Source organism: Streptomyces sp. NPDC002790 (assembly GCF_040295505.1).
Lineage (GTDB): Bacteria > Actinomycetota > Actinomycetes > Streptomycetales > Streptomycetaceae > Streptomyces.
Window position 1 is genome coordinate 1 of record NZ_JBEOVM010000041.1, and the last position, 14,887, is coordinate 14,887.

12 protein-coding genes and 1 tRNA gene are annotated in these 14,887 nt (G+C 68.5%); 1 reads left to right on the top strand and 12 read right to left on the bottom strand.

Annotation, left to right across the window (positions count from 1 at the left end):
• Positions 1–108: 108 nt before the first annotated feature.
• The 7 genes from rho to ABT004_RS19755 all read right to left on the bottom strand — a co-directional run bounded on the left by rho (position 109) and on the right by ABT004_RS19755 (position 9,479).
• A complete protein-coding gene (gene rho, locus ABT004_RS19725) occupies positions 109–2,214 on the bottom strand; it encodes a transcription termination factor Rho (RefSeq protein WP_351338364.1) in 2,106 nt (701 codons plus the stop codon).
• 396 nt (positions 2,215–2,610) lie between these two features.
• Positions 2,611–3,528 carry a homoserine kinase gene (thrB, locus tag ABT004_RS19730; RefSeq protein WP_351338366.1) on the bottom strand — a complete coding sequence of 306 codons (918 nt, stop codon included), beginning with the start codon at positions 3,526–3,528 and terminating at the stop codon, positions 2,611–2,613.
• A 356-nt stretch (positions 3,529–3,884) separates the two neighbouring features.
• Positions 3,885–4,943, bottom strand: a complete 1,059-nt coding sequence (gene thrC, locus ABT004_RS19735) for a threonine synthase (protein WP_351338470.1) — start codon at positions 4,941–4,943, stop codon at positions 3,885–3,887.
• A gap of 14 nt (positions 4,944–4,957) precedes the next feature.
• Positions 4,958–6,250: a homoserine dehydrogenase gene (locus ABT004_RS19740; RefSeq protein ID WP_351338369.1), complete on the bottom strand. Its 1,293-nt coding sequence runs from the start codon at positions 6,248–6,250 to the stop codon at positions 4,958–4,960.
• A gap of 112 nt (positions 6,251–6,362) precedes the next feature.
• Positions 6,363–7,754 (bottom strand): diaminopimelate decarboxylase, encoded by a 1,392-nt coding sequence (lysA, locus tag ABT004_RS19745; protein WP_351338371.1) that lies wholly within the window; start codon positions 7,752–7,754, stop codon positions 6,363–6,365.
• Between the two features lie 32 nt (positions 7,755–7,786).
• Positions 7,787–8,851, bottom strand: coding sequence for an ArgS-related anticodon-binding protein NrtL (gene nrtL / locus ABT004_RS19750; protein ID WP_351338373.1), 1,065 nt, complete (start codon positions 8,849–8,851; stop codon positions 7,787–7,789).
• Between the two features lie 103 nt (positions 8,852–8,954).
• The gene (locus tag ABT004_RS19755) at positions 8,955–9,479 is read right to left on the bottom strand and encodes a response regulator (protein ID WP_451190640.1); all 525 of its coding nucleotides are present in this window, start codon (positions 9,477–9,479) and stop codon (positions 8,955–8,957) included.
• 114 nt (positions 9,480–9,593) lie between these two features.
• On the opposite strand from ABT004_RS19755, the gene ABT004_RS19760 reads away from it, so the two are divergent.
• Positions 9,594–9,665, top strand: a tRNA-Arg gene (locus ABT004_RS19760).
• Positions 9,666–9,876: 211 nt separating this feature from the next.
• Here ABT004_RS19760 and ABT004_RS19765 read toward each other — a convergent pair.
• The 5 genes from ABT004_RS19765 to ABT004_RS19785 form a co-directional block, all read right to left on the bottom strand.
• Entirely contained in the window at positions 9,877–11,253 is a 1,377-nt protein-coding gene (locus ABT004_RS19765; protein WP_351338379.1) for a tyrosine-type recombinase/integrase, read from the bottom strand.
• On the bottom strand, positions 11,250–11,420 hold the full coding sequence (locus ABT004_RS19770) for a helix-turn-helix transcriptional regulator (protein WP_351338380.1): 171 nt from the start codon (positions 11,418–11,420) through the stop codon (positions 11,250–11,252). The genes ABT004_RS19765 and ABT004_RS19770 overlap by 4 nt, the downstream gene beginning before the upstream one ends.
• A gap of 412 nt (positions 11,421–11,832) precedes the next feature.
• On the bottom strand, positions 11,833–12,138 hold the full coding sequence (locus ABT004_RS19775) for a winged helix-turn-helix domain-containing protein (RefSeq protein ID WP_351338383.1): 306 nt from the start codon (positions 12,136–12,138) through the stop codon (positions 11,833–11,835).
• A 437-nt stretch (positions 12,139–12,575) separates the two neighbouring features.
• Positions 12,576–13,460: a phosphotransferase enzyme family protein gene (locus ABT004_RS19780; protein WP_351338385.1), complete on the bottom strand. Its 885-nt coding sequence runs from the start codon at positions 13,458–13,460 to the stop codon at positions 12,576–12,578.
• Complete coding sequence (locus ABT004_RS19785; RefSeq protein WP_351338387.1) at positions 13,457–14,854, bottom strand: helix-turn-helix domain-containing protein; 1,398 nt, start codon at positions 14,852–14,854, stop codon at positions 13,457–13,459. The genes ABT004_RS19780 and ABT004_RS19785 overlap by 4 nt, the downstream gene beginning before the upstream one ends.
• Positions 14,855–14,887: the final 33 nt, after the last annotated feature.

Consider the following 14,887-nt stretch of genomic DNA (forward strand, 5'->3'; position numbering starts at 1 on the left):
TGTTTGTCTCGGCCCCCGGTGCCCCCCCTGGTCGGCGCACCCCCCAGCTCCCGGGGGGCGCCCCCCCGGCCTGGGGGGGGGCCCCGGCCCTTGGATCCGGCTGAAGCGTCAGTCGTTGCCGTTGCCCGGCGTCGGCGTCGTCTTCTGGATCTGCAGCAGGAACTCCGCGTTGGACTTCGTCTGCTTCATCTTGTCGAGCAGCAGCTCGATCGCCTGCTGCTGGTCGAGCGCGTGCAGCACGCGGCGCAGCTTCCAGGTGATCGCCAGCTCGTCGCTGCCGAGCAGGATCTCTTCCTTACGGGTACCGGACGCGTCCACGTCCACCGCCGGGAAGATGCGCTTGTCCGCGAGCTTGCGGTCGAGCTTGAGCTCGGCGTTGCCGGTGCCCTTGAACTCCTCGAAGATGACCTCGTCCATGCGGGACCCGGTGTCCACCAGGGCGGTGGCGAGGATGGTCAGCGAGCCGCCGTCCTCGATGTTGCGGGCCGCACCGAAGAAGCGCTTCGGCGGGTACAGGGCGGTCGAGTCGACACCACCGGACAGGATGCGGCCGGAGGCCGGCGCCGCGAGGTTGTACGCACGGCCCAGACGCGTGATCGAGTCGAGCAGCACGACGACGTCGTGACCCAGCTCCACGAGGCGCTTGGCGCGCTCGATGGCGAGCTCCGCGACCGTGGTGTGGTCCTCGGCCGGACGGTCGAAGGTCGAGGAGATGACCTCGCCCTTCACCGACCGCTGCATGTCGGTGACCTCTTCCGGACGCTCGTCGACGAGGACGACCATCAGGTGGCACTCGGGGTTGTTGATGGTGATCGCGTTGGCGATCGCCTGCAGGATCATGGTCTTGCCGGTCTTCGGCGGGGCCACGATCAGACCGCGCTGGCCCTTGCCGATCGGCGCGACGAGGTCGATGATCCGCGTCGTCAGCACACCCGGGTCCGTCTCCAGGCGGAGGCGGTCCTGCGGGTAGAGGGGCGTCAGCTTGTTGAACTCCGGGCGCCCGCGGCCGGATTCGGCCGCCATGCCGTTCGCCGAGTCGAGGCGGACGAGCGCGTTGAACTTCTCGCGGCGCTCGCCGTCCTTGGGCTGACGCACGGCACCGGTGACGTGGTCGCCCTTGCGCAGGCCGTTCTTGCGGACCTGGGCCAGGGAGACGTAGACGTCGTTGGGACCCGGCAGGTAGCCCGACGTACGGATGAAGGCGTAGTTGTCGAGGATGTCGAGGATGCCCGCGACGGGGATCAGGACGTCGTCCTCGGAGATCTGCGGCTCGTTGCCGAAGCCCTGCTCGTCACGCCCGCGACGCCCACGGCGGTCGCGGTACCGGCCCCGGCGCCCGCGGCGGCCGCTGCCGTCGTCGTCGTAGCCGTCGTCCTGCTGGTTGTTGCGGCCGCCGCCCTGCTGGTTGCCGCGGCCACCACCCTGCTGGTTGCCGCCCTGGTCGTCGCCCTTGCCGCCGCGGCGGTCGCGGTCACCGCGGTCGCGGTCGCGTCCACCACGGCCACCCTGGCGGTCGCCGCCCTGGCGCTCGCCCTGACGGTCACGGCGGTCGCGACGACCCTCGTGGTTGCCGTCCTGGCCGCCGTCGCCCTTGTTGCCGTCGCCGCCGTCCTGACGCTCCTGCTTGTCCTGACGGTCCTGCTGGCGGTCCTGCTTGTCCTGCCGCGTGTCGGCCTTGGCCTCGGCGGTGGCCGTCTCGGGGCTGCCCGCCTCGGACGTGGCACGGCGGCGACGACGCTCACCGGCCGGCTGCTCGTCACTGGCACCCTGGCCGGGGATCTCGATCTGCTGCTGGTCGGTGGCCTTCTTCGCCTTGGCGTCGGCCGACTCGGCCTTGTCCGCCTTGGCGGCCGACTTCGCGGGCGCGGCGTCGGCCGCGGCCTCCTCGCCTGTGCGGGCCTTCGAGGTGGCCCGCCGCTTCGGCTTCGTCTCGGCGGCGTCGGCGCTCTTGGCGGGGGCGGCCTGTGCGTTGCCTCCCCCGGACTGCGCCTCCTTGATGACCTCGATCAACTGGCTCTTGCGCATACGCGCGGTGCCCTTGATTCCGAGGCCCGATGCGACCTGCTGCAGCTCGGCCAGCACCATGCCGTCAAGGCCGGTACCGCGGCGCCGCCGGGAGCCGGCGGGCGCGGCAGAGGCGTCCGCAGAGGACGCGGCGGGCGCGGCAGCAGAGCTGTCGGCAGTCACGCCCATCAGATCGGTGGTGTCGCTCACGAAGGGTCCTTCCCTGGAGCGGACGTCGGCCTGTCTGGCTCGGCGACCGGTTGTGCTGTCCGGCGAAGGTCCTGCCTGTACGGACCGTGCCGGGGCGGTTGTCCGCCGAAGAGGCGGAAGATTCGGTGGTGACGGCGTTGGCCGATTCCGCGGGTGCACTGGATTTCTGTGTCACGCGGCTCGGTCACGCCGGTTCCGGAGCGTGCTCGCCACTCTTCAGTGCCACATCTCGACATGCGAGAACGATGCACAGAATCGCTGGGGAGGCTCCCGGAAGAATGGTTGTCCCTGACGGGGACACACAGCACCTCGCCATGGTAGGGCCGGGTGCAGACTTGAGGTTAACACTACCGGATCCAACAAACATTCCCCCTCTCGTAATCCGGCAACCGGATGTCAGGAGCCAAGCGGCAGCACGCTCGCTCCGTCGACATCGAGGTCAAGGCGGTTCGCCGCCCAGCCCTCCCCGGCCAGCCGGGCGACCTTGTCGGCCGTTTCTTCCTCCACCAGAGCGAGGACCGTCGGCCCCGCTCCGGAGATCATCGCGGGCACCCCGTCGGCCCGCAGCCGCTCCACAAGGGCGGCGCTCTCCGGCATCGCCGGCGCCCGGTACTCCTGGTGAAGACGGTCCTCCGTGGCCGGGAGCAGCAGCTCGGGGCGCCTGGTCAGGGCCTCTACGAGCAGGGCCGCCCGGCCCGCGTTGGCCGCGGCGTCCACGTGCGGGACGGTGCGCGGCAGGAGTCCTCGGGCCATTTCGGTGAGGACCGGCTTTCCGGGGACGAACACCACCGGAACGATGGAACCGGCCGCGTCGAGACGGATCGCCCGGCCCGCTCCGGTCTCGGTCCACGCGATGGTGAAGCCACCGAGCAGGCAGGGGGCCACGTTGTCGGGGTGGCCCTCGATCTCGGTGGCGAGTTCGAGCAGTGCGGCGTCGTCGAGCACGGCGGCGCCGCCTATGGTCACGGCGCGCGCGGCGACCACGGCCGACACGATCGCGGCGGACGAGGAGCCCAGGCCGCGGCCGTGCGGGATGCGGTTGGCGCAGACGATCTCCAGGCCGCGCGGCTGTCCACCGAGGGCGTCGAAGGCCGTGCGCAGGGACCGTACGAGAAGGTGCGACTCGTCGCGGGGCAGGGTCTCGGAGCCCTCACCGGCGATGTCGATGTTCAGCCCGGAGTCGGCGACCCTGACGACCACGTCGTCGTAGAGCCCCAGCGACAGACCGAGGCTGTCGAAGCCCGGGCCGAGATTGGCGCTGGTGGCGGGGACGCGCACCCTGACGGCGGCGGCGCGGAACGCGGGACCGGCCATCGCTCGATGACTCTCCTTGAGCTGCGGGATGTTTCGAGAACTTCCGAAGGATGCTTTGACCGACGAGATCGACGAGATCTTCGACAGTCGAGGTTTTCGAGAACTTCCGATACTTCCGATGTTTTTGATGCGTAGGTCGACACCCGGGCCGCGATGGACAAAACAGCGGCGGCACCACGGCATATGCGGTGGGCGGGTTCGCTACAGCCTATCGAAGGAAGGTTCCGTGGCGACATAGGGCGCACAGGAGGCGCACGATGCGTGTCGTAAGCCCCCTGTGCACCCCCTGTACTGAAAAGCCCAGTTGACGAGGTGTCAGCGTCGCCCGGAGAAGCCGCCCGGAGAAGCGGTACGGCTCAGGCGAGACCGAGACGCTCGGCGGCCGCTGCGGCGTCGACCGGGACGGTGACCGGCTGCGGGGCTCCGGCGACGGCCCAGTCCGGGTCCTTCAGACCGTTGCCCGTGACGGTGCAGACGATCCTCTGGCCGGGGTCGACCTTGCCCTGCTCGGCGGCCTTAAGCAGGCCGGCGACGGACGCGGCCGACGCGGGCTCGACGAAGACACCCTCCTGGGACGCCAACAGCTTGTAGGCGCGCAGGATCTCACGGTCCGTCACCTCGTCGATGAAGCCGCCGGACTCCTCACGCGCATCGAGCGCGTACTGCCACGACGCCGGGTTCCCGATACGGATCGCGGTCGCGATCGTCGAGGGGTCCTTGACGACCTCGCCGCGCACGATCGGCGCGGAGCCGGAGGCCTGGAACCCCCACATGCGCGGCGTACGGGACGACACCGAGTCGGCGGCATACTCCTTGTAGCCCTTCCAGTAGGCCGTGATGTTGCCGGCGTTGCCGACCGGGAGGACATGGATGTCCGGCGCGTCGCCGAGCGCGTCCACGATCTCGAACGAGGCCGTCTTCTGGCCCTCGATGCGGTACGGGTTCACCGAGTTCACCAGCGCCACCGGGTAGTTCTCGGAGAGGCTGCGGGCGAGGTTCAGGCAGTCGTCGAAGTTGCCGTCGACCTGGAGGATCTTCGAGCCGTAGACGAGCGCCTGGCCCATCTTGCCGAGCGCGATCTTGCCCTGCGGCACGAGGACGGCGCAGACCATGCCGGCCCGCACCGCGTAAGCGGCGGCGGAGGCCGAGGTGTTGCCGGTGGAGGCGCAGATGACGGCCTGCGCACCCTCCTCCTTGGCCTTCGTGATGGCCATGGTCATGCCGCGGTCCTTGAACGAACCGGTCGGGTTGGCGCCCTCGACCTTCAGGTGCACCTCACAGCCGGTGCGCTCGGAGAGCAGCCGCGCCGGCACGAGCGGCGTACCGCCCTCGCGCAGTGTCACGACCGGCGTGGTGTCGGTCACCGGGAGCCGGTCCCGGTACTCCTCGATGATGCCGCGCCACTGGTGGGTCATTCCGGTCATCCCTGCTACTCCCCTTCAACACGCATGATGCTGGCGACACCGCGCACGGTGTCGAGCTGACGCAGCGCGTCCACGGTCCCGGTGAGGGCCGCGTCGGCCGCGCGGTGGGTGACGACGACGAGGGAGGCCTCGCCGTCCTTCCCCGACTGGCGCACGGTGTCGATGGAGACACCGTGCTCGGCGAAGACCGTCGCCACCTGCGCGAGAACGCCGGGCTTGTCGGCCACGTCGAGGCTGATGTGGTACCGCGTCACGACATCGCCCATCGGCGAGACGGGCAGCTGTGTGTACGCGGACTGGCCGGGTCCCGTCGCGCCGTTGAGGCGGTTGCGGCAGACGGCGACGAGGTCGCCGAGTACGGCGGACGCGGTCGGCGAACCGCCCGCGCCGGGCCCGTAGAACATGAGCTGCCCGGCGGCCTCGGCCTCGACGAAGACGGCGTTGTACGCGCCGCGCACGGAGGCCAGCGGGTGGGACAGCGGGATCATCGCCGGGTGCACGCGGGCGGTGACGGACTGCCCGTCGGCGGCCCGCTCACAGATGGCGAGCAGCTTGATGGTGCAGCCCATCTCCTTCGCGGAAGCGAAGTCGGCGGCGGTCACCTCGGTCATGCCCTCGCGGTACACGTCGTCGAGCCGGACGCGGGTGTGGAAGGCGATCCCGGCGAGGATGGCGGCCTTGGCGGCGGCGTCGAAGCCCTCGACGTCGGCCGTCGGGTCGGCTTCGGCGTACCCGAGGGCGGTGGCCTCGTCGAGCGCCTCCTGGTAACCGGCGCCGGTCGTGTCCATCGCGTCGAGGATGAAGTTCGTCGTGCCGTTCACGATGCCGAGGACACGGTTGACCTTGTCGCCCGCGAGGGACTCCCTGAGTGGCCTGACCAGCGGGATCGCGCCTGCGACCGCGGCCTCGTAGTAGAGGTCCTCGCCGTGGTCCACGGCGGCGGCGTGCAGGGCCTCGCCGTCCTGGGCGACGAGCGCCTTGTTGGCGGAGACGACGGAGGCGCCGTGCTCGAAGGCGGTGGTGATGAGCGTGCGCGCGGGCTCGATGCCGCCGATGACCTCGACGACCACGTCGATGTCGCCGCGTTTCACGAGCGCCGTGGCGTCGGTGGTCACCAGCGCGGGATCGATTCCCTCGCGCACACGGGAGGGCCGCCGCACGGCCACACCCGCGAGTTCGACGGGGGCACCGATCCGGGCGGCGAGGTCATCGGCGTGCGTCGTCATGATGCGCGCCACCTCTGAGCCGACAACCCCACAGCCCAGCAGCGCCACCTTCAGCGGACGCGTACGCATCATGCGACCTCGTTTCCTTCTACGTACTTACTCAGGTACTTCTACGGTGGGTCCAGTCTCGCCCACCGGACCGGGGTTTCAGCCCCGGGTCCGGATCGTGAGACGTAGATTTCATTTATCCGACGTCGAGGCGCAGGAGATCTTCCTCCGTCTCGCGCCGGACGATCACCCGGGCCTCGCCGTCGCGCACGGCGACGACGGGCGGGCGAAGCGCGTGGTTGTAGTTGCTGGCCATGGAGCGGCAGTACGCGCCGGTGGCCGGCACGGCGATCAGATCACCGGCCGCGACATCCGCGGGCAGGAACGCGTCCTTCACGACAATGTCGCCACTCTCACAGTGCTTGCCGACGACGCGGACGAGCATGGGCGCGGCGTCGGAGCGGCGGGAGACGAGGGCGACGGTGTACTCGGCGTCGTAGAGGGCGGTACGAATGTTGTCGGACATGCCGCCGTCGACGGAGACGTAGGTCCGCAGTCCTTCGAGCGGCTTGACGGTGCCGACGGTGTAGAGCGTGAAGGCGGTCGGGCCGACGATGGCGCGCCCCGGCTCGACGGAGATACGGGGGGTACGGAGGTTCGCCGCCTCGCACTCACGGCCGACGATCTCGTTCAGCGCCTTGGCGATCTCGTGCGGCTCGCGGGGGTCGTCGTCGCTGGTGTACGCGATGCCGAGGCCGCCGCCGAGGTCGATCTCGGGGAGTTCGACCCCGTGCTCGTCACGCACCTCGGCGAGCAGCCCGACGACCCGGCGGGCGGCGACCTCGAAGCCGGCCATGTCGAAGATCTGCGAGCCGATGTGCGAGTGGATGCCGATGAGCTCGATGCCGTCCAGCTTGAGGGCGCGGCGCACGGCCTCCGCCGCCTGCCCGTCGGCGAGGGCGATGCCGAACTTCTGGTCCTCGTGCGCGGTGGCGATGAACTCGTGGGTGTGGGCCTCGACGCCCACCGTGACGCGGATCTGCACGCGCTGCCGCTTGCCGAGGCCGTCGGCGATGTGGGCGACGCGCGCGATCTCCTGGAAGGAGTCGAGCACGATGCGACCGACGCCCACCTGGACCGCGCGGCTGATCTCTTCCTCGGTCTTGTTGTTGCCGTGGAAGGCGATGCGCTCGGCGGGCATGCCGGCGGAGAGCGCGGTCGCGAGCTCGCCCCCGGAGCACACGTCCAGGTTCAGCCCCTCCTCGTCCAGCCAGCGCACGACGGCCCGCGACAGGAACGCCTTGCCGGCGTAGAAGACATCGGCGTCGGGGCCGAAGGCGTCGCGCCAGGCGGCGCAGCGGGCGCGGAAGTCGGCCTCGTCGAGGAAGTATGCCGGGGTGCCGAACTCCTCGGCGAGCCGGGCGACTTCGATGCCGCCGACGGTGACGCCGCCGTCAGCGGTGCGGGCCACGGTCTGCGCCCACACCTTCGGGTCGAGGGCGTTGAGGTCGTCGGCGGGGGCGGTGTAGTGGCCCTCGGGCAGGACGTCGGCGTGCCGGGGACCGGCGGGGTGGGCGGAACGGCTCATGGCTGCAATGGCTCTCTTCGTCTACTTCTGTGTCACAGATGTTCGGGTGCGTCGATGCCGAGCAGGGTCAGGCCGCCTGCGAGCACCGTCCCGACGGCTTCGGCGAGCGCGAGCCGGGCACGGTGGGCGGCCGAGGGTTTCTCCTCGCCTTGCGGCAGTACGACCGGATGAAACGAGGCCATGAAGGTGCCGGCGACGCCGACGAGGTGCCGGGCGAGCCGGTCGGGCGCGTGCTGCTCGGCAGCGGCGCGGAGGATCCGCGGGTGGTCGGCGAGCGCGGCGAGGAGGTCTTCCTGACCGGGTACGTCGCCGGTGGCGGCGGTGAGGCCGAGGTCCGCGGCGTTGCGGGTCAGGGCGTGGGTGCGGGCGTGGGCGTACCGGACGCGGAAGAGCGGGTTGGTCTCGCGCTGGGCGAGGTGCTCGGCGCCCCCTTCTTCCTCGGCGCCGATCCGGGGCCGGTCGTGGCCCGCGGGGTGGAGCAGGGCCCAGCGGGCGGCGTCGCGGCCGAGCGGCAGGGGGTCGGCGGGGGCGGGCACGGGGCGGACGTCCACATCACGGGGGGCGCTGCCGACCGTGTCGACCTCGACGCCGAGGACGTCGACCCACTCGGGCCGGGGGTGGCCCGCACAGCTGGTCCGTACGAGGGCGCCCTGGGAGCGCAGGAGGCGGGCGACGGAGTCCATGACGACGAGGGCGCGGACGTCACCGGGGGCGTGCAGCCGCAGGACCTCGCCGGTGGGGCCCTCGGCGTGCCCGTACCGGGGCCCTTCCCGCTGGATCCGCGCGACGAGTTCGCCGGGCGCGGCCTCGTGGAGGCTGAGGTTCAGGAAACCGGGCCCGGTGACGACGACGTCCGCGATACCGGGGCTCTCCCCGAGCCGACGGGACAGGATCTCGGCCACCTGGCGCGGAGTCCTGCCGGCGTCGCGGGCGAGCTGCAGCGCGACGTTCGTGGCGTAGTCGCCCTGCCCGCCGGGCCGCGGCCGCTCGACCACGACCTGCCGCTCCGCCGCGCACACGGCAGCGTCGAGCTCACCGTCGTCGACCGCGCGGCGGACGGCGCGCAGGACGGTGCGGGAGAGCTCGGCGGGTGTCACGGGACAAGCGTATGGGAGGAGGGGGGTGGGTAAGCGACCCGGTTTCCCGGAGGGTCTCGGGATGCGGACGGGGAGCCGGGGTGGCAGGGGCCGCCGGAGTCGCTCAGGCGTCGGCGGTGCGGGTGGCCTGCTCGGCATCGTCGGGGGCGCTCACGGCGCGTGCGGTGCTCGCCCGGGAGGCACCGGCGGAACCCGCCCCCGGGCGTCCCTGCTCACTCAACTGCCCTACCAGGCGCACCAGTTCACTGGGATCGAAGGGCTTCGCGAGGAATGCGTCGATGCCGACATCGAGCCCGCTCTCGACCTCGTACTGGGTGCAGGCGCTGACGACGACGATGGGCAGCGAACGCGTACGGGCGTCCGCCCGCAGCCGGGCGGCGGTGCGCAGCCCGTCGAGCCGGGGCATGACGACGTCCAGCGTGACGACATCGGGTCGCACCTGATCGATCACGTCCAAACATTCGGCACCATCGGCCGCGGTCACGACCTCGAAGCCCTCCAGCTCGAGATTGACCCTGATCAGCTGCCGAATCACCTTGTTGTCGTCCACGACAAGGACTCGGCCGGACGCGCCTGGCACAACTCGAGAGTAGGTCGACCCCGGCCACCGCGTCCGGGTTTTCCCCACTTCCGCCCCGTACAGGCGACCCGGACCACGCGGCCCCCAGCCCGATAACCCGTTCCTGAGGACCGCAAAGGAGCTGGTAGGGTTCTACCCGTCGCCACACACAGTGCGGCGCACGCCCCCGTAGCTCAGGGGATAGAGCATCGGCCTCCGGAGCCGTGTGCGCAGGTTCGAATCCTGCCGGGGGCACCGCAGTTCAGGTGCCACTTAGACCCTCTGATCAGGCCATACGCCAGATCAGAGGGTCTGCTGCTATGTGCAGCCAAGTGCCAGCGGAAGCAGCCCTATGACAGCCTTCGCGGGACATACGCGGGACCGGACACTGCGCTACGTATTGGAACAACCCGGATATAACAAACGCCCCGAGGCGGAAGCCTCGGGGCGTCACGTGTGATCATGATCACATGTATTCAAGAAAGAAATCGTCGATTCGCTTGTTGGCGATGATGTGCCGGCCGTGTAGGCACTTGGCATACCGGGATAGCAGTACCTCCACGGTGTTGCCCGCACGCGCAGCCACTTCCGTCGGATCCAGCCCCGCATTCAGCCACGTGGAAAGCGCAGAGTGTCGTAGGTCATACGGCCGATCGGCGAGCGGACTCTTGACAAGCTCGGGGGGAAGACCAAACTCCCGCGCTTCACTCCAAACCCGGGAGTAAGTGGACGCACCCACCAAACCCCCACGCTCGTTGAAGAACAGTCGACCGTCATCAGCAGTCCCGAAGGTGTCGATGCCGTCACGCCAGATGGCGACGAGCTGCGGCGGAAGCGGGGTGGGCCGGACTTCCTCGGGCTCACGGTTCTTCAGGCCGCGATCATCGTGAACCGCACCAGTCTTCGTCCATTTCTTGCCCGCCGCCGGCCGAGTTCGGTGCAGGTTCGCGAGGCCCCAGCCCTTTTCGGGAAGGTGGCAGTCCTGCAGCGTCACACCGACCGTCTCGGCTGGGCGCATTCCCGCGTAATACATGCCCGCGAACATTCCAACCAGTCGGCGGCCTCGCGCCCGGTGGTATCCGCCGACGTACGAGACGGATCCGAGTAGATTCGCCGCCTGCTTCGGGTTGCATACAACGCGCGGGTCGACTTCCACGACCTTGGAAGGCTTTTGCCAGGCCACCCTATTCGTGGGAACTTCATCGAACTCGCCCAGCTCCGTGGCGTACCGCAAAGCATTTACGAAGGTCTTTCGCTTACGCCTAACCGTCTCACCGGCAGCAGCTTGTCCGTCGAGTTTCAGCTTCAAGGCGTCCAAAACCGTCCGCATGACGGCTGGATCGTTCAGGTCACTCAGTGGAGGCGTGTTGCGTTCTACCCAGTCGAGCGCAGCCCTGGCCTCCGGCGGAAGGTCGCGGTCACCCGGCCCCGGCAGGAGGAACGCCCAGTCGCGCAGTGCACGGTGGAGCGCCTGCTCCGAAGGGCGTCCGGGACGCTGCGGCATAAGCGCCTTGGTCACCCAGGTGAGGCCCTCGCTGATCTCGTCCCGATAGTTAGGCGAGGCGTGCGGCCATTTCATGCGGGTGTAGTCGAGGGCGAAGCCGTACCAGGTTCGGGCAGCAGCCTTCTCCTCCATCGAGGGCGGGAAACCCGTCTCGGTGTCGAATTGCTCCCCCTGCTCTTGCGCCATGAGCAGTTTAGCGCGCAGCTTGTTGGCGAGCCCCACCGTTCGCCGGGAACGCGAGACTTCACGTCCAGCGACAACCCACCGAACCTCGTAGGTGTCCTTGCCTCGACGGGTTTTCTTACGGACGTCCCATATTCGAACGTCGGTCGTTTTCAAGCCACTTCCTCTCTTTCTTGCAGCCATGCCACGAAAACGCTGCGCCAGACCCGCAGTTCACCATTGGGCAGCTTAAGCACGGATGGGCCCGTTCCCAGTTCGCGCCATCGGTAAAAAGTGCGGCGCGACGTCCCTTTTAGCTCGGCTAGCACTTCGGGGACAGTCATCAGTTCATCTCGCCTATCGCCGACTCTCATACAGCCACCTCGGCGAAGGTGCATCGCAATACGCCTCGCAAACGCCGGATGATCGCAGCGGGTTGCAAAGGGATCTCAATCGACCTCACGCCGAAAGACCCTTGTTTCAGGGCATGGCTGATCACGGAAGGGTGCACGCGGGGTTCCTTATAGGCGAACTGGACATCGCTGGGGCGCAGGATCCAGCGAACTGGGGACGGCTCTTCCTTTCGGGTTCGTCTTACATTCCCCAGGGAGTAGCCGATCCCGATCTGGGGCACGTCGAATTGCTGTCGCACCGGTCCACCGCCAAGCAGCCGATACGAACAACATCAATGCTCCAGACGATCCCCGGTTTCGGTAACCGGGGATCGTGGCCTATAGTCCGCCGCGCAACCGAGGGCTACGAGGTGAGCCGGTAGGACTTGAGCGCGGGGTGCGCGTCATCTTCGACCAGTACCACGAGCCCGTTCTCGGTAAGTCGGCTGAGGTTGCGAGCCACGACGCGCTCGGGAGTGCCGACGGCTCGGGCGATGTCTCGGGCCTCCGTACCCGGGTGGGCCGCGATGTGCGCGAGCACCAACAGATCTTGGCGTTGTCCGCGCTGTACAAGGTCCTCTCCGAAAAGGCCGGCGGCGCAGACACAGAGGCACAGGGCTGTGGAGAGCGCTGCGTAGTCGGCGTTCGTCTGGGCGGTCCATGCGTTCATGGCGCCGAGCGCCAGGAGGATCGGAGCGGTGACGCGGGCCGATCGCAGAGCGGCTTTTAGCAGGAGGGCCTCCTTGCTAGGGACCAGGGCGTGAGACGGGAGACGAAAGCCGGCTCGGCGCGCAGGCAACCGCATCGGAAGGCGTCTCTGACCTGGTGCTTTCCGGGGAGGTTGTACGTTGACATGGTCTTCGGTGTGGTTCCAGTCCCTTGGGGCTCTTTCACGTCTGCCGTGGGCGAATCTGTCCTCGGGCCCGCAGGCAGGCGAGCCTCGGCTATCGCGGTGGGAGGAGGGAGCCAGCGCCTTCAGCGCGGAGCAACTGCTGCACCATGGGCGCTCTACCTGCCATAGGCGGGCTGTTCGACCAGACAGACCAGTGCTGGCAGAACGCGGATATGGACCCGGCTAGGACCTGGCCCCGGACACTTCGACGCTCTTCAGCCCACCGCGGTCCAATGCCAGGGCCGACGCCCTTGGCGACCTCTTACGCAATCAATCCGATACTGGGCCTGATCAAGCGCTTCGGGATCTTGGTCCGCAGCCTGCATCCCAAACGTCACTAGCCGCAGTTCCCGAATGCCCCGCAAGATCGGATACCCGGCCCAGGCCCGTACGTCGTAGCCGTACCGCTCGCTGTAGTCCGCGTACTGAGTGGCGGACAGCGTGCCGAAGGTGTCGAAGGCGACCGCGGTTGAGGTCAGGTCCCATTCGGGCGGTCCGATCGACGTCCGCTCGAAGTCCAGGAGGAGGGCGCCCTGGTCGGTAACCGCGCAGTTGCCGCCCCACGCGTCCCCATGGATCACGCAGTGCGGCAGTCCCGGCGGAAGCTGGGCCCACTGCTCCTTCAGTTCGTCGAGGCGACCCAGAAGCCACGTCCTATCGTCTTCGGTCGCGCAGCGCGCAGCGCTGATTCGCTCGGCGACGCGAACGAACGGCTGTACCTGTCCAACGGGAAACGGCGGTCGGCGCAGTTGGTGCATCCGTCGCAGGAGCGGCGCCAGTTCGGCCTCGGTGCCCTGCCTATGAGGGGGGAGGAGTTCCCAGAACGTCGCCGCACGCCCACGGGCGTGGACGGGCTGATCTCTGGACACCGGCCGCACCGCAGGGACGTTGTTCTCGGCGAGCCATCGCGCCACTGCTACCTCGCGGGCGGCAACCTCGTCCTGGCCCGACCTGGAGATACGCACGACCACGTCGTTGGCGAGCCTCCACAGGTCGTTCTCGGCGAGACGGATGGGCTCAGCACCGTCAACGGGCAGGCCGGCAGCCGCAACCACCTCTTCGAGGACGGCGAAGGATTCCTTGGTGGGCGTCGTGGTCATGCGTTGACCGTGGTGGTGATCCTGCTCCGGAGTTCAGCCACGTCGGACCTGCGGGCGTACCGGGCGGAGGCACTCGCCAAATCATCCATATCGGTGACTGCGCGCTTTGACCGGAGCTTCCCGACCTCGTCCAAGGCCCGGTTCGCGATGACCACGGCCTGCTGGGGATCGCCCGAGACCATCGTCAGTGTGGCCAGCTTGGTACCCGACAGGGCGCGCGAGCGTACGTACGCGTCCGTATGGCCGTCGATCGCCGTCTCAAGTCGAGAGATTGCCAACTCGGGTGATCGTCCTGACATGAGCGCGATATCGAAAGCAGCATGACCAGTGTCCCCGTGGTGCTGCGCGTCGTCGTAGTAGGCCATCCACGGTAGGTCTTCGCCATCACGGGCTCGTCCGAAGGTCTTGTCGGACTGGTCGATCGCGGCCAACGCCTCATCCGGATTACGCATCTTCGCCCACGCTCGCGCCCTGGCGTTATGGAGCATGGACTGCTCCCGCGGCGTGAGGCGATCCGAGCGCAAAAGGCCACTCTCCGCGTACGTAAGTCCCTCGTCCGGCCGTCCACGCCAAATCTCGTGGCGCGCACGCCAGTTAAGTGCCGATGCGCGCAGATGCCAGTTGTTTCCCTGCTCAGCGCACCAGGTACCAAACCGCAGCAGCTCGGTCGCGTCGTCGTGGGCGTAGGCGTCGAAAGCGCTCGCGCCCATGACGACGGAAAGGCGCCCGACAGCGGTATAGAGGGCGTCTTTGAGGTCGGTCGGGTACTTCGTAGCCAGCAGCCCCTTGGCCCAGATGAACAGCCCCATGGAGGAGCTGCCAACGATTCCTCCGCCTCCGTAGAGGTTGTCCCAGCCGGCGAGGGTGTCCGCCGCCGTCAGAACCTGGCGGATGTCCTCGGGGCGGACGCTCTTGGGGAGTGCGTTTGGTCCGGACGACGGGAGCAGATCCACGAACGCGGTCGGGGCGAGGGCGGCTACTCCACCCAGGGAGAAGAAGGCGCGGCGCTCCATGTCTGACTGGCTCCGTTCCGAATGCACAGGTGGGTTCAGTCCCAGCATGCCTTTCATCCGGGCTTCGGCGGCACCCTGATCGGCTTCGCTAGCAACTTTGTCCGCATGCGCAGCCTCCTTGACTGCTTCCTCCTCAACGAGTCGCCATAACCGCGTGAGGGCGCCTCCGGCCTCAACGGCGTCATCGAGGAGACTGGCGAGAGCACGATCGCACTCGCGCTCACACTTCTCGATGCGCTCGATCATCGTGGCGCTGAGGTGCACCTTTCCGCCGACCTCGCGTGTCGACATCCCGCGCGTGTTACGCCAGTTGCGCAGTTCCTTGCCCCACCATGCACGAGCTGACGCCGTCTCATCCAGGGGCTTGGGCTTCTGTGCCATAGCTTCTCCTCCGGCGTCCTGATGCGGACAGCA